Genomic DNA, 18,858 nt, shown 5'->3' with positions numbered 1-18,858 from the left:
CCCCCGGGGAGGCCGCCTTCGTCATCTCCTCCGAAGCTCCGAACCTCCGCGCCCGCCGGTCCCTCGATGTCCTTGTTGTTCTCGTCCCCGAGAGAAGACCGGCTGAGACCCCCGCGGAACGACACGCTCCGCCCGGGCGGTTTCCGGCCCCGGCGGCTACCAGGTGCCGCGGCGGCGGTTGGCCTTGGTCTCGGAGCGGTGCTTCTTGTTGCGCAGGCGGCGTTCGACCATGCCTCGGGAGGGTTTGGTGGGGCGTCGCCTGCGCGGGGGCGGGGCGGTGGCGTCGCGGAGCAGGGCGGCCAGGCGTTCGCAGGCGGCCTCTCGGTTGCGCAGCTGGGAGCGGTACTCCTCGGCGCGGATCGTGATGACGCCTTCCACCAGGCGGTTGCCGAGGTTCTGCAGGGCCCGCTCGCGCAGCGGGGAGGGCAGGGAGGGCGAGCCGGCCACGTCGAAGGAGAGCTCGGCCGCCGTGGCACTGGTGTTGACGTGCTGGCCTCCGGGGCCGGAGGAGCGGGAGAAGCGCCAGCTGAGCTCGGCCTCGGGGATGGCGACCGAGCCGCTGATCGGGATCGGACCGGTCGCGGACATGCCTCCATTATCGGCAGAGATCGCCTCGGTGTCGCTTTCTTTTCCCGAGCCTGGTGATGCAAGTCACGCCTTGAGGTACGAAAGTACTTACTTACACTGGTCGCCATGACCGAACCCGGCTTGTTCAAGGACGACGACATCATCCGGAGGATCACGCGTGAGGGCGTCCTCATCGCCTCGGGCGGGGCGGCCTCCATCCTCCAGACCTCGCACCCGGCGGTGGGGCAGGGTGTCTACGACCACAGCTACACGTTCGCGAACCCGCTCGCCCGGTTGCAGAACACCATGGAGTGGCTGTACGCGGTGCAGTTCGGCACCCGCGACGAGGCCGAGATCATCAGCTCCTTCGCCCGGAGGATGCACGACACCGTCAACGGGCCCGGCTACGACGCCCAGGACGTCGAACCCCAGGTGTGGGTCGGCGCCACCCTCTTCGACGTGTCCCTGCGCTTCTACCAGGCGCTCTTCGGACGCCTCAGCCGCAACCAGATCGAGGAGTTCTACCAGCAGACGCGCGTCTACGCGCAGTTGATGGGCGCCCCCGCCGAAGCCCAGCCGCAGAACGTCGAGGAGTTCTACGTCTACTACCGCAAGCAGCTCGAGTCGTTCGAACTCACCGAGGCCTCCAAGAAGGTCGCCTACCAGGTGCTGCATCCGAAGCTGCCGCCGCACCTGCAGCCGGGGCTGGCCGCGATCCGACTCCTCACCGCCGGGCTGATGCCCGAGCCGCTGCGCGCGCAGTACGGCTGGAAGTGGGACGCCTCCCGGGAGCGGCGCTTCCTGATGCTGGTGAACGCTCTGCGCGTCGTCTATCCGAAGCTGCCGCTGGCCCTGCGGACGGCGCCCCGCGAGTTCTACAGCCGCAACATCCGCAAGAAGATCGAGAAGGCCGGGGGCCGCGGTTCCCGGATCTCCGTCCGCTCCACGGCCTGAGCCGGGATGCGCCGGGCCCCGGGGCCCACCCCCCAGTGCCCCCGGAGCCCGGCGCGGCTTTGGTCGTCAGTACGTGACCGACGAGTTCTCGGAACGTTCCACTATACGGTCTACGACTTCCTTGACCGTGTTGACGGGGATCGCGAAGCCGACTCCGATGCTGCCGCCGTCCTCGCCCGCGGTCGCGATGGCGGTGTTGATGCCGACCAGCCGGCCCCGGCCGTCGACCAGCGCGCCACCCGAGTTGCCGGGGTTGATCGCCGCGTCGGTCTGGATGGCGCCATGGAGGGTCGTGCCGCCGGTCTCGGCGATGGTGCGGCCCAGCGCGCTGACGATGCCGGCGGTCACCGAACCGTCCAGGCCGAGCGGGCTGCCCATCGCGATCACGGTCTCGCCGACCGAGAGGGTGTCGCTGTCGCCCAGGGTGACGGCCTTCTTGCCGCTCACGTCCCGGACCTTGACCACCGAGAGGTCGTTCTCCGTCCTGGTGCCGACCACTTCGGCCCGGGCGGTGGTGTTGTCGCTGAACTTGACGGTGATGCTGTCCGCGCCCTCGACCACGTGCGCGTTGGTGACGATCATCCCGCCGGAGCCGATCACCACGCCCGAGCCTCCGGCCTGCGTACCGGGCCCGTCCGCGGTGATGGACACGACCGCGGGCTGGACCGCGGCGGCGATGGAGGCGATCGAGCCGTGCCGGGACACCCCGTCGACGGCGACGGGACCGGCCGCGGCGGACCGCTCCTGGTCGAGCACCAGCGCCCCCACAGCGCCGGCGGCCCCACCGGCGAGCGCCAGTGAGACCGCGGCGGCGGCGGCCGCGAGCTTCTGCCGGACGGTCAGAAGGCCCTGAGGTCGCTCCGTGCGCAGCCGGTAAGGAGCCTGTCCCTCCTGGTACCACTGCGGAACGCCCTGGTGCGCTTCCATGAATCCCCCCAGATTCCCCTGCATTGACCGTCCGGCCCTCTCGTGACCGACACAAGAGACAATGCTGGGAAATCGTGAGGAATTCCTTAAGCGAACCTGGCCAAAGGCAAAGAATCCCTGGTGAGAACGACCAAAGGCCGCATCCTTGGGGGATGCGGCCTTGGGTTCGGTGCTAAAAGATCTACTCTCCGCTCCAGTTCGGCTTGCGCTTCTGAGCGAAGGCCGCGGGGCCCTCCTGCGCGTCCTTGGAGACGAAGACGGGACCGGAGATCTCGTTCTGCTTGGCCCACATCTCCTCGGGGGCCCAGCTCGCGGACTCCACGACGATCTTCTTGGTGGCGGCCAGCGCCAGCGGGGCGTTCTCCGCGATCTTCGCGGCCAGCTCCTTGGCGGCCTCCAGGGCCTTGCCGGGCTCGGCGATCCGGTTGATCAGACCGTAGGCGGCCAGCTGCTCCGCGCCGTAGAAGTCACCGGTGAGGGACATCTCCATGGCGATGTGGAACGGGATGCGCTTGGGCAGGCGCATCAGGCCGCCGGCCGCCGCCACCAGGCCGCGCTTGGGCTCGGGGAGCCCGAACTTGGCCTCGGACGAGGCGACGATCATGTCGGCGGACAGCGCGATCTCGCAGCCGCCGGCCAGGGCGTAGCCCTCGATGGCCGCGATCAGCGGGGTCGCCGGGGGCCGCTCGACGATGCCCGCGAAGCCGCGGCCCTCGACGAAGGGCATCTCGCCCTTGAGGAACCCCTTGAGGTCCATGCCGGAGCAGAAGGTGCCGCCGGCGCCGGTGATGATGCCGACCGCCAGGTCCTTGCGGCTGTCGAGCACGTCCAGCGCGGCCGCGACGCCCTTGGCCACGTCCGCGTTGATCGCGTTCTTGGCCTCGGGCCGGTTGATCGTGATGACGAGAACGCCGCCATCTTCCTCAGTCAGAACTGCGTCGCTCATGATGACCTACTTCGGCTGGAAGCGGATGCCGCCGTCGAAACGGACGGTCTCGCCGTTCATGTAGTCGTTCTCGATGAGAGAGCGGACCAGGTGGGCGAACTCCGCCGAGGTGCCCATGCGCTTGGGGAACGGGACCGGAGCGGACAGCGTGGCCTTGAACGCCTCGGCCGCCTCGCCCTCGCCGTAGATCGGGGTGTCGATGATGCCGGGGCAGACGGTGTTGACCCGGATGCCGACGGCGGACAGGTCACGCGCGGCCGGCAGGGTCATGCCGACGATGCCGCCCTTGGAGGCGGAGTAGGCGACCTGGCCGGTCTGGCCCTCGAGGGCGGCGACGGACGCGGTGTTGATGACCACGCCGCGCAGGCCGTCCTTGTCCACCGGCTCGGTGGCGGCGATGGCGGCCGCGCCCAAGCGCATGAGGTTGAAGGTCCCGATCAGGTTGATCTGGATGACCTTCTCGAAGGTGTCCAGCGGGTGCGGGACGTTGCCCTTGCCGACCGTCCGGGTGGCCCAGCCGATGCCGGCGCTGTTGATGACGATGCGCAGCGGCGAGCCGGAGTCGACGGCGGCCTGGACCGCGGCCTGGACCTCGGTCTCGTTCGAGACATCGGTCTTGACGAAGATGCCGCCGAGTTCGTCGGCGAGGGCCTTGCCCTTGGCCTCGTTCAGGTCGGCGATGACGACCTTGACACCCTTCGCGGCCAGATCCCGGGCGCAGGCCTCGCCGAGGCCACTCGCACCACCGGAGATGACAGCGGATGCTCCGTTCAGTTCCATAAGCGACACCTTACTAGAGGAAACCGAATGCCGTTCGGCCGATGTTACCCACCGGTCAGAACGAAGGATAGCCACCCCCCTCCTCCTCCCCTCGAACCACCCTCCCAACCCGCGGGAATCAGGGCGCGGGAGGCGTGGGAACCTTCGCGAAACAGGTGGCCTTCGGGTCCTCGATGGAGCACCAGGCAGGACGTTTCACCGGAACGTAGCCAGAAGGGACACCCCCGCGCGCGATGACGGAACGGTAGGTCGCGACACCGTCCGTGGGAACGCGGCGCAGCCCGCGGTCCTTCTTCACGTCGACCCTGTAGAGCCCGAACCTCGAGCGGTAGGAGCCCCACTCGTAGTTGTCGGTGAGGGACCAGTAGTTGAAGCCCATCACCTTCACCCCGTCCGCCATGGCCCGCTGCACCCAGTACAGGTGGTCCCGGAGGTGCTGGGAGCGGGTGTAGCCGTTCTTACGGGGCTTGCCGTCGTCCGTGGCCATGCCGGCCTCGACGATGTAGACGGGCAGCTTCGGCAGGCGGCGCTGGTAGTTCTTCAGGACGTAGTAGATGCCTTCGGGCTCGGCCTCGACGTTCCAGAACTGCCCCGTGGCCGCGTGGACGGCGGTGAGGTTCTCCGCGTTGACCCCGTAGTAGTAGTCGACGCCGATGAAGTCGAGCTTGTCGGTCACGTCGTTGAAGACGGCCGCGTCGAAGAGGCCGTTGACGACCGAACCGTAGGCGACGTTCGTGGAGACCTTCGCACGCGGGTGGATCCGGTGGATCAGGTCGTAGGCCGCGCGATGGGCCCGGATCAGGTTCCTCCTCATCGCGGGCACCTTCGACACGGGCAGGCCCCCGTCGGTGACCTCGTGGAAGATGTACTGGCTCGCCTCGTTGAAGGTGATCCACAGGACGTCCCCGCCGCCGTAGCGCTTGACGACGAAGCGGACGAACCTCAGCCAGTCCTCGACGGTCTTCTTGTTCTTCCAGGCTCCCCTGTCGTGCACCCAGCCGGGGTGGACCCAGTGGTTCAACGTGATCATCGGCCGCATCCCGTGCGCGCGGACGCGCCGGAACAGGTCGTCGTAGTACCGGATCTCACGCTGGTCGTACTCGCCCTTCCGCGGCTCGATCCGAGCCCACTCGACGGACGTGCGGAACACGTTGACGCCGAGCTTCGAGGCCCGCTTCAGGTCCTGGGGGTACTTGTGGCGGAAGTCGACGGAGTTCCCGTACGCCTCATGCTTCCGGGCGTACCTCGTCCAGTTGCTGTCGGGGAAGTGCCCCTCGGCCTGGAATCCGGAAGTGGCCACTCCCCACAGGAATCCGGGCGGGAACCTTCCGGCTCCGGTGGTGGCGGCCGCGGGTACCGCGACTACCAGCGAGATGAACAGCGAGACGAGGGAAACGAAGGTCCGGCACAAAAGATCACTCCTTCCGGTGCCCGGAAGGTACGCCGATCTATCCCCGAGTACCACCGTTACGTCCAGTTGCGGCCCCGCCCTGTCGCCGCTGGGCGGGTACACCACTCACGTGGACCTCATGCCGGGCTGCAAAGTGGATCTGCGAGGCCGCGCCCTCGGCCCCGAGGAGTGGGCGGCGATCCGCACCGCCGCCGCCGCACCGGACGGCACGGTCCGGCTGGGACGCTGCCGGTTCGAGGACGCCGCCGTCGAAGGGGTGTCCTTCCACGGCGTCGTCTTCGAGGGGGACGTCTCCTTCTGCCGTACCCGGTTCGGCAAGGGGGCGTCCTTCTACCAGACGGTCTTCGAGGGGAACGTGTCCTTCTGCGAGGCCGTCTTCGAAGGGAACGCCTCCTTCCACGAGGCCGCCTTCCACGGGCACGCCGACTTCCTCCGGGCTCGTTTCGGCGGGGACGCCCTGTTCGGGCACGCGTTCTGGCGCCGCGACGCGGACTTCGCCGAGACCTTCTTCCAGGGCGTCGCCGACTTCGACCGCGCCGTCTTCGGCAACGACGCCCTGTTCCACGGCGCCTGTTTCCGTTCGGTCGTCTCCCTGCGGCACGCCGAGGTCTCGCGGCATCTGCTGCTGGGCCGCGCCCTGTTCCACGACCACGCGTGGATCGGCCCGCTCACGGCGGGGGGCAGGGTCGGGCTGGACGCCGCTCGCTCCTGGCGCCGCCTGCGGGTCTGTGCCGACGCCCCCGCCGTGACGGCGCGGCGCACGGTGCTGGACCAGGCGCGCCTCAAGCCGCCCGTGGACCTGTCGGGCGCCGTCGTCCGCGAACTCCTCCTGGACGGCGATCCGGGCCTCTGCGAGTTCGCGGAGGCCCGGATCGGCGCACTGACCGTGCGGGGCGGTCCGGCCGCGGAGGAGCCGCGCCGGACGCGTCACCCGCGGCTCGCCACCGTGGGCGCGCTGGCGCTGGTGTTCGCCGTCCTCGCGGTGTTCCTGTCGCTACGGCAGTTCGACCACATGCCCGCGCATCTGGCTCACCTGCACCCGTGACTCACTTGCGGAAGGCGTCCGCTCCTCGCTTGGCCAGCCAGGAGACGTAGACGGTCAGGCCGGCGAGACCGATCCTGCGGGTCTGCGGGACGGCGATGGCCGCGCCCAGCGCCAGTTCCGTCACGCCGTTGCGCTGCACCCAGTCCCCGGTGTCCTCGGGGAACAACGGCTTGGTGATCAATTCGAACGGCTTGGGGGCGACGAGGTGGGCCAGCCCCGTGACGGCGAGCACGAGTCCGGCATTCCGCAGATCAGCCATGTCTCTTCCTTTCCATGGGAAGCCCACCTTATTGGACATGACGTCTCATCGGGAGTCGAGGGTGCGCTGGATCGCGGCCAGCCGGTCGGCCAGCAGGCCCAGCGCGCCCACCGCGCGGACGACCGGGTCGTCCTCCGCGCCGCCGAGGGCCATCGTGCGCAGATAGCCCGCCTTCACCTCGTTCCAGCGCTCCTTCTGCTCGTCGGTGAGCGTGCCGCGCAGCTCGGCGAGCTTCAGCAGGTTGGCCTCCGCGCCGCTGGTGAGCGTCTGCGCCTCACCCAGGTAGTGGTCGTCGATGACCGACTCCAGCTCGTCGTCGTTCATCACCGGGACGACCTTCTCGGCCAGCTTGTTCATGTTGCGGTAGCTGCCCTGGAGGAGGAACGGCGGCTCGGTGCGGCTCGCGTCGGACTGCGCGGCCGACGCGATGTACGCCTGGTTGTTGGCCAGGACGACCTGCTGGACGCGCAGCAGCTTGCGCAGCACGGACACGATCTGGTCCAGCTCCACCCGTGCGTACGGGTGCGAGAGCTGGTCCGGACGCACGTCCTCGTCCCCGGAGGCCATGCGGACGAGGAGCTCCACGTCCTTCTTCTCCCGGGTCGAAAGCGGCGCCAGAACCGTGTTGGAGGTGAGGGAGTTCTCGATGTAGCTGAGCGAGAACAGCTCCTCCCTGCCGGACAGGACGTCGCCGAGGTTCCACACGTCCGCGCGGTTGGCGAGCATGTCCGGGATGCGGAAGCGCTGCCCGGACTCGGTGTACGGGTTGCCCGCCATGCAGATCGCGAAGCGCTTGCCGCGCATGTCGTAGGTCTTGGTGCGCCCGTTCCAGACACCCTCGATACGGCGCTGCGCGTCGCACAGGGAGATGAACTTCTGCAGCAGCTCCGGCGAGGTGTGCTGGATGTCGTCCAGGTAGAGCAGAGCGTTACTGCCCAGCTCCAAGGCAAAATTGATCTTCTCGACCTCCTGGCGGGACGTCGCGTCGGGCGCCTCCGCCGGGTCGAGCGAGGTCACCTGGTGGCCCAGCGACGGGCCGTTGACCTTCACGAACACCAGGCCGAGCCGGGACGCGACGTACTCCATGAGCGTCGTCTTGCCGTAGCCGGGCGGGGAGATGAGCAGCAGCATGCCCATCTGGTCGGTGCGCTTGGCGTCTCCGGCCGCGCCGAGCTGCTTGGCGAGGTTGTCGCCGATCAACGGCAGGTAGACCTCGTCCAGCAGCCGGTTGCGGACGAACGCCGACATCACCTTCGGCTGGAACTCGTTGAGGCGAAGCCGCGTACGTTCCTTCTCGACCAGCTCGTTACGCCGCTTCTGGTAGGCGCGGAAACCCGGTACCCGTTCCTTGCGGAACTTCCCGACCCGCGCCAGCAACTCGTCCAGACGAACTTCCATTCGCCTGTCCGCGATGCTCCGGTGGGTGCCGAGCAGTCCTTCCGCGACGCCCCGGATGGACGCCGAGGAGTCCTGGCGCTCCAGGGACGGGCACAGTTCCAGTGCGACGGCCTCGGGCAGGTCGTCGTCCGGCAGCCCCTGAGCCGCGGCGTAGGCGGCCAGCCAGGCCGAGACGAGCTGGACGCGCTCCCGGAGCCCGTTCAGGCCGCGCAGGTCCTGGTCGTACTGGCTGCGGCGCGGCCCCAGTGCGTGGTGGAAGCCCTCCACCAGATCCCGGGCCGCCTTGCTCGTGACGAAGCCGGGTGAGGCCAGTTCCGCGACGAGGTACTCCCCCGCCAGGTCCGCTTCGTCACCGTGCCCGAAGGATCCGATCGCCTCGGCGAGCTCGGTGGACAGCACAGTGAGGGCCGGAGTGGCTCCGAAGAGGTCCTGGACGCGCGCCAGCGACGCGGCCCGCGTACGCCAGGCGTCGCGGCTCTGCTCGTCGGTGCCGTGCGTCCAGAAGATCTGGGCGGCGGCACGCGCGGAAGACGGGTAGCGCAGCAGCCCCGCACCTTCACGCAGGCGGACGAGCACCTCCAGGATCACGGCGGCGTCGTGGTCGTGCACTCCCCGCTCGTAGCCTTCGTCGTAACGCTCGGCCGCGGCCTTCTGCACGACCTCCGCCAGACCGTCCGTCGTGCGCACCTCGTCCAGGAGGGTCGCGGCCAGGTATTCGGCCCGGTACACGTCCTTCGTCTCGGAGACGAGCGACTGCGGCCAGTACGGGCGCGTGGCCTCGAATTCCGGGTCCAGGACGGGGCTGCGGTAGTCGGTGCCCGTGACGGTGAACGCCAGCCGGTCCTCGAACGGGACGAGGGTCAGCTCGGCGGGCTGGGTGTTGACGGCGAACCGGTGGCGTCCCAGCCTGATGGTGTCGCCGTCGAAGAGGTCCAGCCGGTCGCGCAGCGCCCGTCCGGCCTCCTGGCGGGCGGTCTTGACCCGGCCTTCCAGTTCCTCGGCCCGGATCTGGTCGCCGAGTTCGCGCAGCTCCTCGGCGGTCGTGCGGAGCTTGACGACCATCGGGTCGGTCGCGAAGTAGGTGTTGACCTCGTCCAGGGAGGCCAGGCCAGCCACCCGCCGCGCCACGCCGCCCAGGATCCGGTCGGCGGACGCCACGAGCCGGTCCGCGCGGCGCGTCCGCTCGTCCAGGAGCGCCTGCTTGCGCGAGGAGAACGCCTCGTAGACGTCCTCGCGCTTGCCCTCCAGTTCGGCGAGGTAGTCGTCGAACTCGGCGAACCGTGACTCCAGCGACTCCAGTTGCAGCAGCAGCTTGCCGAGCTGCTCGTCGCACTGCTCGGGGGTGCCGGCCGCCGCCAGCGCGGCGGTGATGGCCTGGCCCAGCAGCGCGAACTCGGCGGCGAACGCGGCCCTGCCCTCGGCCGACAGCAGTTCGCGGCGGCGGCCGTCCAGAGTGGCGCGGGCCCGGTTGACCCCGCCGAGCACCTCGCCGATGCGGGCGAGGATCCCGGTGCGGACGGTCGCGTCGCCGATGTCGAGCGAGCCGACGATCTCGGTGACGGTCTCCAGCGCGGAGGTCTGCTCGGCGAGCTTGTCCCGCACCGGCTCGGCTTCGGCCACCTTGCGGATCAGCGAGGCCTCTTCGACCAGCGTCTCGACCGTGGTCCGGTAGCCGTCGAAGGCGTCAGGACGGGCCAGGAAGGCCACCGCGCGCTGTGCCGCCGCCTCCAGATCCCCGGTCAGCCCCTCGGCCAGCACGTCGATCCGTTCCAGGTCGACGTAACGCATCTCCCGGAGCGTCACCAGGTGCCCTTGGTGGGCGCGGAGGGTCGCCAACTGGCGCACCCACTCGTCCGCCGAGGCGGGCATCTCGCCGCGCACCCGGCGCACCAGCGAGGTGATCTCGGCGGCGGCCTTCTCGACGGCCTCCGAAGCCCGGGCGGTGAGCGTCTGGACGGACTCGAACTCCTCCAGAACCTGCCCGGCGGTGCTCCGTACGGCCGCCAGCGGCTCGGCCAGGCCGTGCTCGCCCAGCCAGTGGTAATGGTCGAAAGCCCGGTCGCAGGAGGCCATCAGCGCCTCGAACACCGGCACGGACGGCGCCATCTCGCCGACCATGCGCGACACCGACAGGCAGTCCGAGATCCCGCGCACCAGGTCGGCGTTGCCGATCTTCTCCAGCGGCCCGGTGCCCGCCGGAGCGCTCTCCTCGGACTTGAACGGCGTCTGCCACACCTGCATCGGGTGCGAGCGGGTCGGCTCGTCGGAGTCCGCGCGGAAGACGATCAGCGTGCCGTCGTCGAAGAGCGAGTAGCCGTGGCAGACGATCGGCGTCGCGACCTCTTTGCGGATCACGTTGTACGGCAGCAGCAGCCAGCGGCCTTCGGCGCGCGCGTGGAAGACGTACATGACGTCCTCGCCGTTGCCCGAACGGATGACCCGCTCGTACTCCAGTTCGTCCGTGACCGTGTCGAAGGTCTTGGCGGCGCCCGTCTCCAGGTAGTAGCCGCCGGGGAAGATGATCCCGTGGTCCTCCGGCAGCCTCCGGCACGCCTGCCCGATCCCGTCCAGGCGCAGCACTTCCCTGGTACGCGTGTTGAAGACCAGGTGGCGGACGACCGTCTCGTTGTAGGGACGGATCCTCAGCAGGATCAGCGCCCCCACCCGCGCGTAGGAGATGTCGGCGTCTGCGAGCGCCTGGAGCGGCTCGTCCACGGGCTCGCTGTAGACGCCCTCGCCCGTCTCCGTGTTGTTCTCGACCTTGACGGTGAGGTCGCCGCCGACGGTCTCGACGAACACCTCGCCCTCGATCGACACGTGCGGGTGCTCGCCGAGCACGTGGTCGGCGCGGGTCGTCTCCGTCCACTCGAAGTCGAACGGCGGGGGGAACACGTGGTCCCGGTCCCCCCGGTTGTCGAGGTAGCTCCCGTCGGCCGCCCAGCGCAGGACCCGCAGGTCCGTGCCCGTCCGGAAGACCGCCAGGAGCTTGCCGTCCACGACCCGCAGCTGCATGAGCCGGGCGTCCCGGTAGTACCGGTAGAGGTCGCCGAAGTCCTTGACGAACGCCGGGTCCTCCAGGAACGGGGCGGTCTCGTCCGTGAAGCTGAACGTGTCCCCGTCGTGGACGAACCGGTGCGTCGAGAACACGTCCGAGACGGTCGTCTCCGGCTTCATGCCGATGAAGACGTTGTAGCCGAACAGCATCACCCCGCCGAACGCGACGGCGTCGCGCGGCACGCAGTTGTTGGCCGTCCGGATCCGCTCGGTGCCCACGAGCCGGAGCTCCGAGCCGCCGAACACCTCCAGGCGGGAGGCGTTCAGCGACTCGGCGCGCTCCTTGAGCTCGGCGGCCTGCGCCGTCAGCCGGGACCTCAGTACCTCGTAGGTCCCGGCGTCGAGCTCACTCACTTGGCGGCCTTCCCGTTGACCCGCTCGAGGACGTCACCGACCAGGTTGGTGACGAGTTCGCCCGTCAGCGGGGCGTTCTCCACCACTGCGTCCACGCTCTTGCCGAGCGCGATCGAGCCGACGAGCTTGTCGAAGAAGACGCTGTCGCCGCCGACGATGCTGATGTCGGCGTTCTCCAGTCCCTTGGACACGACGCTCGCCTGGGCCTGCGCGATGTCGCGCTGCATCTCCAGACCGGCCATGCGCAGGTCCCGCTCGGCCTCCAGGGTGAGGCGGAACTCCTCGTGGCCGCGGCTGGCCTCGGTGAGCGCGGCCATCGCGGCGGCCTTCTCGGTGAGGCCCTCGGCCTCGCCCTTCAGCTTCTCGCGCAGCGCGTCCGCGCCGGCCAGCGCCAGCTCGCGGTCGGCGATCGCCTGGGCGCGGCCGACCTTCTCGGTGCCCTCGGCCTCGGCCAGCGCCTTCTCCCGCAGCACGACCGCCTCGGCGCGGCCCTGCTTCTCGACCGCCTCGGCGTCCCGCTCGCGGACCTGCACGTCGGCCAGGCCCTGCGCGGCGGCCTCGGCCTGCTGGCCCTCGGCGAGCCGGATCATGGCCCGGGCGTCGAGGTCGGCGGCCTGCTGGCGCGACTCGGCGAGGATCAGCGCCTCGCGGGCCTTGAACGCGGCGGCCTGCTCGGCGGCCTCCGCGGCCTTGATGTCCTTGACCAGGCTCTCCTGGGCCTCGGCCTCCGCGGCGATGATGACGGCCTGGCGGTTGCGCTCGGCCTCCTCCACGACCTGGAGGCGCTTGATGTTCTCCTCCTGCTCGACCACGGTCTTCTCGACGGCGATGCGCTCGCGGACGACCTCGGCGATGTCGCGCTTCTCGGCCTCGACCTCCTTGTCCTTGGAGATCTTGGACAGTTCGGTGGCCCGGTCGCGGGCGATCACCTCGAGCTGGCGGTCCTTCTCGATCCGCTCGGCCTCGATGGCCATCACCCGGCGCTTGTTGAGCTCGGCGACGGCGATCTCGCGGGCCTTGTTCTCCTCCTGGATGCCCAGCTGCTCCTCGGTGCGCAGCTCCGCGGCCTGGGCGCGCAGCCGCTCCTCGGCCACGACCCGCGCGGTCTCGGCCTCCTCGCGGGCCCGGACGGTCTCGATCTCGCGCTTCTGCCGGATCTCCGCGTCGGTCTGGCGCCGCTCCAGCTCGAGGATGGCCTCCCGGGCGTCGACGTTCTGCCGGGTGATCTCCTTCTCCTCGCTGCGCTGGAACTCGTTGGTGCGCACGTGCTCGATCGCGGTGAGCTCGGTGATCTTCCGGATGCCCTGGGCGTCCAGGATGTTGCGGCTGTCGAGCTGGCCGACCGGGGTCTGCTCCAGGTAGTCGATGGCGGCGTCCTCGAGGCTGTAGCCGTTGAGGTCGGTGCCGATGACCGCGATGATCTGGTCGCGGAACTCGTTGCGCTTGGTGTAGAGGTCGACGAAGTCGAGCTGCTTGCCGACGGTCTTCAGCGCCTCGGAGAACTTGGCGCTGAACAGCTCCTGCAGGGTGTCCTGCGACGAGGCTCGGGTGGTGCCGATCGCCTGGGCGACCTTCACGACGTCCTCGACGGTCTTGTTCACCCGGACGAAGAACGTGATGCGGATGTCGGCGCGGATGTTGTCCTGGCAGATCAGCCCTTCACGCCCGGTTCGCGCGATCTCGATGGTCTTCACCGAGATGTCCATGAACTCGGCCTTGTGCAGGACCGGGAGGACGACGGCGCCGGTGAAGGTGACGTCGACCCTCTTCACCTTCGAGATGATCAGGGCCCTGCCCTGCTCCACCTTGCGGAACAGACGGCTGATGATGAAGACGAGGCCGATGGCGATGAGGAGTACGACTCCTATGAGCACCAGCAGGCCGGTCGAGACGGCATCCAATTCAAAGGCCCTTCCTGTGGGGGTCCAGCGCGGCGTCGTAGGGCATCACCCAGAAGAACTCGCCCTCGGCGTCGTACTCGAAGATCAGTGCGGTGCCGCCGGCGACCAGTTCGTCGCCGTCCTGCTTGCGGACCTGGACCAGAGCCGAGGACCCGTCCTCGGAGTGCACCTCGGCCTGCCCGAAATGGGCCGTGACGGTGCCGGTCCTGATCACGCACATCCGGCCGATGAAGTCGTCGCGCGACGGCACCTTCGGCTCGGGCAGCACGTACCGCAGGGGGTTGATGAGCAGCCGGGTGGCCAGCCAGCCTCCGGCCAGCGCGCCCGGGACGACCAGCAGGTCCAGCGGACCGCCGTCCCAGGGAAGTTCGTCAAGGGACGCGTAGCCGGCCAGGCACAGGAACCACGTGAACGCCACGAACAGCGAGATCATGACGGACGAGGGGATTCCGCGCAGGCCGAGCGCGCCGAGCAGGTCCGTGTCGGTCTCCAGCAGGTCGAGTCCCACGATGGCGAGCACCCAGTAGCACACGACCAGCACCAGGAGCACGGTGAAGACCACGGTCGGGGGCGCCAGCACGATGTCGAAGAACTCGGTCACGCCCCCTCAGACGGGGAACTAGTCAATTCGGTTCATATTTATCTGCAACGGATCATTTCTATCTGATCTCGGTGATCTTGCCCTGATCCACATGGAGCCGCCGGGTGGTGTGCACGGCCTCCAGCATCCGACGGTCATGGGTGACCAGCAGCAACGTGCCCGGGTAGTGCGCGAGCGCCGACTCCAGCTGCTCGATCGCCGGAAGATCCAGATGGTTGGTCGGCTCGTCCAGGACCAGCAGGTTCACCCCGCGGGCCTGCAGCAGGGCCAGCGCCGCCCTGGTCCGCTCCCCCGGCGAGAGCGTCGCCGCCGACCGCGTGACGTGCGACGACCGGAGGCCGAACTTGGCCAGCAGCGTCCGGACCTCCTCCGGGACGAGATCCGGGACATGCCTGCGGAACGCGTCCAGCAGCGGCTCGTCCCCCTCGAACAGCCGCCTGGCCTGGTCCACCTCGCCCACGACCACGCCGGGGCCCCGCGTGACGGTGCCCTCCTCGGGTTCGAGACGCCCCAGGAGCGCGGCGAGCAGGGTCGACTTGCCCGCGCCGTTCGGCCCGGTGATGGCGACCTTCTCCGCCCAGCCGATCTCCAGGTTCACCGGCCCGAGCGTGAAGTCGCCGAGCCGCACCACGACCTGGCGCATCGCCGCCGTGACGGCCCCGGACCGGGGAGCCTCGGCGATCTCCATGCGCAGTTCCCACTCCTTGCGCGGCTCGGCCACCTCCTCCAGGCGCTCGATCGCACGTTCCGTCTGACGCGCCTTCGCCGCCTGCTTCTCGCTCGTCTCCCCGCGGAAGTGCTTGACGTGCTTGTCGTTGTCGGTGGCCTTGCGGCGGGCGTTCCGGACGCCCTTGTCCATCCACGCCCGCTGCGTGCGCCCCCGCTCCTTGAGCGAGTCGAGCTTCTCGGCGTACTCGTCGTACTCCTCCCGGGCGTGCTGCCGGGCGATCTCCCGTTCGGCCAGATAGGCCTCGTAACCGCCGCCGTAGACGTTGACCCGCTGCTGCGGGAGGTCGAGCTCGACGATCTTGTTGACGGTGCGGACCAGGAACTCCCGGTCATGGCTGACCAGGACCGTCGCCGCGCGCAGCCCCGTCACGAAGCGCTCCAGCCGGTCCAGCCCGTCCAGGTCGAGGTTGTTGGTGGGCTCGTCCAGCAGGAAGACGTCGTAGCGGCTGAGCAGCAGGCTCGCCAGCCCCGCGCGGGCCGCCTGCCCGCCCGACAGCGACGTCATCTCCTGGTCGAGGCCGACCTCCAGTCCCAGGTCGGCGGCCACCTCCTCGGCACGTTCGTCGAGATCCGCGCCGCCCAGCGCCAGCCAGCGCTCCAACGCCGCCGAGTACTCGTCGTCCGCGCCGGGCACCCCTTCACCGAGCCTCTCGGTGGCCAGGTCGAACGCCGCCTGCGCCTCGGTCACACCCGTCCGCCGCCCCAGGAACCCCCGCACGGTCTCACCCGGCCGCCGCTCCGGCTCCTGCGGCAGGTAACCCACCACCCCGTCGGCCGGACTGACCTGGACGCCGCCCTCCTCGGGCGCGACCAGGCCCGCCAGGATCCTCAGGAAGGTGGACTTCCCCGCCCCGTTCGGACCGACCAGCCCGATCACGTCACCGGGCGCGATCGCCAGATCGAGTCCTTCGAACAGCACCCGCTCCCCATAGCCGGCCGCCAGGTCCTTCACCACGATCGTCGCGCTCACCGCTCCACGCTACCCGCGGAGGCCTCCCCGCCCCGAATCGTTTTCGCCGGGTTCGCCTGAGCGGCTATCCGCGGACGCTCTCGGGCTCCCCGTCGTTCTCCGCCTCGTCCTCTCGGCGGGCGATGGCCCTGATCTCCCGGGACGTGCTCCGCGAGTGGGTGATCGCCTTGGCCAGTTCCTCCTCGGCGTTCTCCCCCTGCCGGGCCTGTTCGAGGGCGCGCAGGACCTGGAACAGGCTGGAGCCGAGCCGGTCGCGCAGGTGCAGCCCGAACCGGGCGCGCTCCTTGGCGACGTTCACGGCCGTCAGGTCGGCGCGGGCCGCGCGCAGCTGCTCGGCGAGGCGGGGCAGCAGCAGCGCCGCGAAGATCAGCGTCTGGCCGTAGACGGTGGTGAGGAAGGCGCCCAGCAGGGGGATCACGGCGTCCGGCGCCGGCCCGGACGCCACTGCGGCCACCGCGCACAGGGCCGCGAGCACCAGACCCGTGCGGCCCGGCAGGAAGAACAGGATCGCGCCGCCCGCCACGAACGCCTGGCTCCACAGCGTCCAGCCGAGCAGATGCGGGAGCGTCGAGAGGACGGTCAACGCGACCAGGCCCGCGGCCACCGGAGGCCGGCGGACCGTCCCCAGCCACAGCAGCAGGCCGTAGACCGCCGCGTCGAACACCAGGGTGACCAGCAGCTGCGGGGTGTCGAGCTGCCGCCAGGTCATGGGGTAGAGGTACGTGAGGCCGCTCAGGCACAGGCTCATGGTGAGCAGCGGCCCGAGCCTGTCCCAGAGGCTCTGCCGCCGGCGTCGCCTCTGGCAGGGCAAGGTGGCGTCGAGGGTGAACTCGCCGTCCTTCAGATGGGCGGTGACGCCTCCCTTGAGCGGTGCGAGCCTCGCCTGCAGACCCTTCAGCCCCGACCCCGGAGGCCGTTTCGACGGCGCCGCCCCGTCGTTGACGATCCGCACGCCCGTCGCCGACGCCTCCACCCGGCAGACGTTCGCCTTGCTGTGCCGCAGCACGTTGGTGACGCCTTCCCGCAGCACGTAGGCGAGGGCTTCGTCCGCTTTCCCTTCGGGGACTCCCGCGACGTCGACGTGGGCCTCCACCCCGGCCCATTCCAGGGCCTCCTTCGCGGAGGCCGCCTCGGCCGCCAGCGAGGTGATCGGCGTCCCGTCCGCCACCGTCCGCACCGAGGCCAGCGCCTGCTCGACGAGCTCGTGCGCCGTCTGGAGCTCCTCTTCGGCCTTCCCTCTGCGGAGGGCCCGCAGCGCCACTTCGAGGCGGATGATGATGACCGTCAGACTGAATCCGAGCAGGTCGTGCACGTCCCGCCGCACCCGCCCCCGCTCGTCCTGCACGATCGTCTCGGAGACCTCCTGCCGCGTGGCGTGCAGCCGGTGCATGACCCGCGCCAGCCGCGACACCACGTACACCTGGACACCCACGCCCACGTTGTTGAGCAGCCAGTAGGCGACGTGCTCCTCCCGGGCCCGCCCGAACGCGTTCTCCGGCCAGAAGAAGAAGTCGACGCACACGGTCACCACGAACAACGCGACGACCATGACCCACCGCGCCCGTCCCCCGAACAGCAGCAGCGTGCTCGCCATCGGATAGCCGGTGTTGGCCTGGAAGTGCATCGGCGTGAGCACGGGCCCGAAGCACAACGCCAGATCGAGCCCGTACAGCCACCACCGGCGCCGCGCCCTCAGCCCCTCGAACCGCGGCAGCGAGATGAACACCTGCAGCACCGGCGAGAGCGAGACCGCCGCCCCCCACACCAGAAAGGGCCACCCGTTCCCCCCGAGCCCCCGCCCGGAGAACATGAGGTTCCCCAACCCCCCGAGCACCGCCAGGAAGGCAAGGTTGAGCAGCACCAGCCGTTCGGCCGTCCGCACCCTGCCCATCCCTTAGCCGCCCCCTCAGGAGGCCGATCCTAGACGTCCCTTTTGCCCGCTCCACGCCAGGGCATTCGAACGCCCCGGCCGCCCGAGGTCGCCTCCTCGCGCAGCCCTTCGCAGGAGACTAACCACTCACCGGATTTCCACAACCCGATTAACGCGCCCTCGGGCCGCGGCGGGACCCCGCCCCCGGTGATCGGCATGAGACGCGTCCTCTTCGCATCGCGTTCCTCCGGTCCGGTCGGACCGGAGGAACGCGATGCGGCGGGTCAGGCCGTCGCCGCCGGACGGTCGGGGTCGGCGGACCACTGCGACCACGATCCGGCGTAGAGCGCGGCCTTCACTCCGATCCGTTCCAGGGCGTAGACGGTATGCGCCGCCGTCACTCCCGAGCCGCAGTAGACGCCCACCTCGCCGTCCGGGGTGACGCCCAGTTCGCGGAACCGGGCGGCGAGGACGGGTTCCGGAAGGAACGTCAGGTCGGCCCCGAGGTTGTCACCCGTGGGCGCGTTGACCGCGCCGGGAATGTGCCCGGCGCGCGGGTCCACCGGCTCGCTCTCGCCCCGATACCGCTCGGCGGCCCGCACGTCCAGGAGCACGCCGCGCCCCGCCAGTTCGGCCGCGCCGTCCGCGTCGAGCACGGGCAGCGCCCCCGAGCCCAGCGTCACGTCTCCCGGCTCGGGCACTACTTCGCCGGTCTCCAACGGCAGGCCGGCGTCCGTCCACGCGGACAGGCCGCCGTCGAGCAGTGTCACCTCCCGCAGCCCCGCCCAGCGCAGCAGCCACCAGGCACGCGCCGCGGCGAGGTCGCCGATGGCGTCGTAGACCACGACCGTCTCGCCCTCGCGCAGCCCCCACCTCCGCGCGGCGTGCTGGAGGTCGGCGGGGTCGGGCAGCGGATGCCTCCCCTCCGCCGGGGACGGCTCAGCGGCCAGCTCCCGGTCGAGGTCGACGTAGACCGCGCCCGGCAGGTGCCCTTCGAGGTAGTCGCGGTGGCCATGCGGATCGCCCAGCCGCCACCTGACGTCGAGAAGACGGATCCGCTCGCCCGAGGCGAGCCGTTCCGCCAGTTCCTTC

Annotated in this window: 14 protein-coding genes; 2 read left to right on the top strand and 12 right to left on the bottom strand. The window is 69.8% G+C overall.

Translation table 11 applies throughout. The features are described from left to right. Nucleotides 1-156: 156 nt before the first annotated feature. Nucleotides 157-588: an alternative ribosome rescue aminoacyl-tRNA hydrolase ArfB gene (arfB, locus tag ABD327_RS18880; protein ID WP_344451796.1), complete on the bottom strand. Its 432-nt coding sequence runs from the start codon at nt 586-588 to the stop codon at nt 157-159. Nucleotides 589-693: 105 nt separating this feature from the next. On the opposite strand from arfB, the gene ABD327_RS18875 reads away from it, so the two are divergent. Next, on the top strand, nt 694-1,521 hold the full coding sequence (locus ABD327_RS18875; protein WP_344451795.1) for an oxygenase MpaB family protein: 828 nt from the start codon (nt 694-696) through the stop codon (nt 1,519-1,521). Between the two features lie 66 nt (nt 1,522-1,587). On the opposite strand, the gene ABD327_RS18870 is transcribed toward ABD327_RS18875, so the two are convergent. From ABD327_RS18870 to ABD327_RS18855, 4 genes are all read right to left on the bottom strand, one after another. Next, nucleotides 1,588-2,448: a S1C family serine protease gene (locus tag ABD327_RS18870; protein ID WP_344451794.1), complete on the bottom strand. Its 861-nt coding sequence runs from the start codon at nt 2,446-2,448 to the stop codon at nt 1,588-1,590. Between the two features lie 181 nt (nt 2,449-2,629). Next, a complete protein-coding gene (locus tag ABD327_RS18865; RefSeq protein ID WP_344451793.1) occupies nt 2,630-3,394 on the bottom strand; it encodes a crotonase/enoyl-CoA hydratase family protein in 765 nt (254 codons plus the stop codon). A 6-nt stretch (nt 3,395-3,400) separates the two neighbouring features. Next, complete coding sequence (locus ABD327_RS18860; RefSeq protein ID WP_344451792.1) at nt 3,401-4,174, bottom strand: SDR family oxidoreductase; 774 nt, start codon at nt 4,172-4,174, stop codon at nt 3,401-3,403. Nucleotides 4,175-4,292: 118 nt separating this feature from the next. Further along, complete coding sequence (locus ABD327_RS18855) at nt 4,293-5,585, bottom strand: glycoside hydrolase family 1 protein (protein ID WP_344451791.1); 1,293 nt, start codon at nt 5,583-5,585, stop codon at nt 4,293-4,295. Nucleotides 5,586-5,703: 118 nt separating this feature from the next. Here ABD327_RS18855 and ABD327_RS18850 point away from each other — a divergent pair, with 118 nt between their 5' ends. Next, nucleotides 5,704-6,630, top strand: a complete 927-nt coding sequence (locus tag ABD327_RS18850; protein ID WP_344451863.1) for a pentapeptide repeat-containing protein — start codon at nt 5,704-5,706, stop codon at nt 6,628-6,630. Nucleotide 6,631: 1 nt separating this feature from the next. On the opposite strand, the gene ABD327_RS18845 is transcribed toward ABD327_RS18850, so the two are convergent. The 7 genes from ABD327_RS18845 to ABD327_RS18815 all read right to left on the bottom strand — a co-directional run bounded on the left by ABD327_RS18845 (nt 6,632) and on the right by ABD327_RS18815 (nt 18,851). After that, nucleotides 6,632-6,889 (bottom strand): hypothetical protein, encoded by a 258-nt coding sequence (locus ABD327_RS18845; RefSeq protein ID WP_344451789.1) that lies wholly within the window; start codon nt 6,887-6,889, stop codon nt 6,632-6,634. 45 nt (nt 6,890-6,934) lie between these two features. After that, nucleotides 6,935-11,695 carry a DNA repair ATPase gene (locus tag ABD327_RS18840; protein WP_344451787.1) on the bottom strand — a complete coding sequence of 1,587 codons (4,761 nt, stop codon included), beginning with the start codon at nt 11,693-11,695 and terminating at the stop codon, nt 6,935-6,937. Further along, nucleotides 11,692-13,596, bottom strand: a complete 1,905-nt coding sequence (locus ABD327_RS18835) for an SPFH domain-containing protein (RefSeq protein ID WP_344451786.1) — start codon at nt 13,594-13,596, stop codon at nt 11,692-11,694. Before ABD327_RS18835 ends, ABD327_RS18840 begins: the two co-directional genes overlap by 4 nt. 1 nt (nt 13,597) lies before the next feature. Beyond that, nucleotides 13,598-14,197, bottom strand: a complete 600-nt coding sequence (locus ABD327_RS18830; protein WP_344451785.1) for a hypothetical protein — start codon at nt 14,195-14,197, stop codon at nt 13,598-13,600. A gap of 58 nt (nt 14,198-14,255) precedes the next feature. Then, entirely contained in the window at nt 14,256-15,896 is a 1,641-nt protein-coding gene (gene abc-f / locus ABD327_RS18825) for a ribosomal protection-like ABC-F family protein (protein WP_344451784.1), read from the bottom strand. 64 nt (nt 15,897-15,960) lie between these two features. Then, nucleotides 15,961-17,787 carry a sensor histidine kinase gene (locus tag ABD327_RS18820; protein ID WP_344451783.1) on the bottom strand — a complete coding sequence of 609 codons (1,827 nt, stop codon included), beginning with the start codon at nt 17,785-17,787 and terminating at the stop codon, nt 15,961-15,963. Between the two features lie 263 nt (nt 17,788-18,050). Beyond that, nucleotides 18,051-18,851 carry a sulfurtransferase gene (locus ABD327_RS18815; protein ID WP_344451862.1) on the bottom strand — a complete coding sequence of 267 codons (801 nt, stop codon included), beginning with the start codon at nt 18,849-18,851 and terminating at the stop codon, nt 18,051-18,053. Nucleotides 18,852-18,858 lie beyond the last annotated feature (7 nt).

Origin of the sequence: Actinocorallia aurantiaca (assembly GCF_039533685.1) — a bacterium.
Classification (GTDB): domain Bacteria; phylum Actinomycetota; class Actinomycetes; order Streptosporangiales; family Streptosporangiaceae; genus Actinocorallia; species Actinocorallia aurantiaca.
The sequence above is the reverse complement of the archived record's forward strand: the minus strand, read 5'-3'. Positions and strand labels throughout refer to the sequence as shown.

Bases quoted from the DNA above. Each gene is read 5' to 3' on its own strand.
- ABD327_RS18875 (WP_344451795.1), top strand. From the start codon at position 694: ATGACCGAACCCGGCTTGTTCAAGGACGACGACATCATCCGGAGGATC.
- ABD327_RS18860 (WP_344451792.1), bottom strand. From the start codon at position 4,174: ATGGAACTGAACGGAGCATCCGCTGTCATCTCCGGTGGTGCGAGTGGC.
- ABD327_RS18865 (WP_344451793.1), bottom strand. From the start codon at position 3,394: ATGAGCGACGCAGTTCTGACTGAGGAAGATGGCGGCGTTCTCGTCATC.
- ABD327_RS18820 (WP_344451783.1), bottom strand. From the start codon at position 17,787: ATGGGCAGGGTGCGGACGGCCGAACGGCTGGTGCTGCTCAACCTTGCC.
- ABD327_RS18850 (WP_344451863.1), top strand. From the start codon at position 5,704: ATGCCGGGCTGCAAAGTGGATCTGCGAGGCCGCGCCCTCGGCCCCGAG.
- ABD327_RS18845 (WP_344451789.1), bottom strand. From the start codon at position 6,889: ATGGCTGATCTGCGGAATGCCGGACTCGTGCTCGCCGTCACGGGGCTG.
- arfB (WP_344451796.1), bottom strand. From the start codon at position 588: ATGTCCGCGACCGGTCCGATCCCGATCAGCGGCTCGGTCGCCATCCCC.
- ABD327_RS18870 (WP_344451794.1), bottom strand. From the start codon at position 2,448: ATGGAAGCGCACCAGGGCGTTCCGCAGTGGTACCAGGAGGGACAGGCT.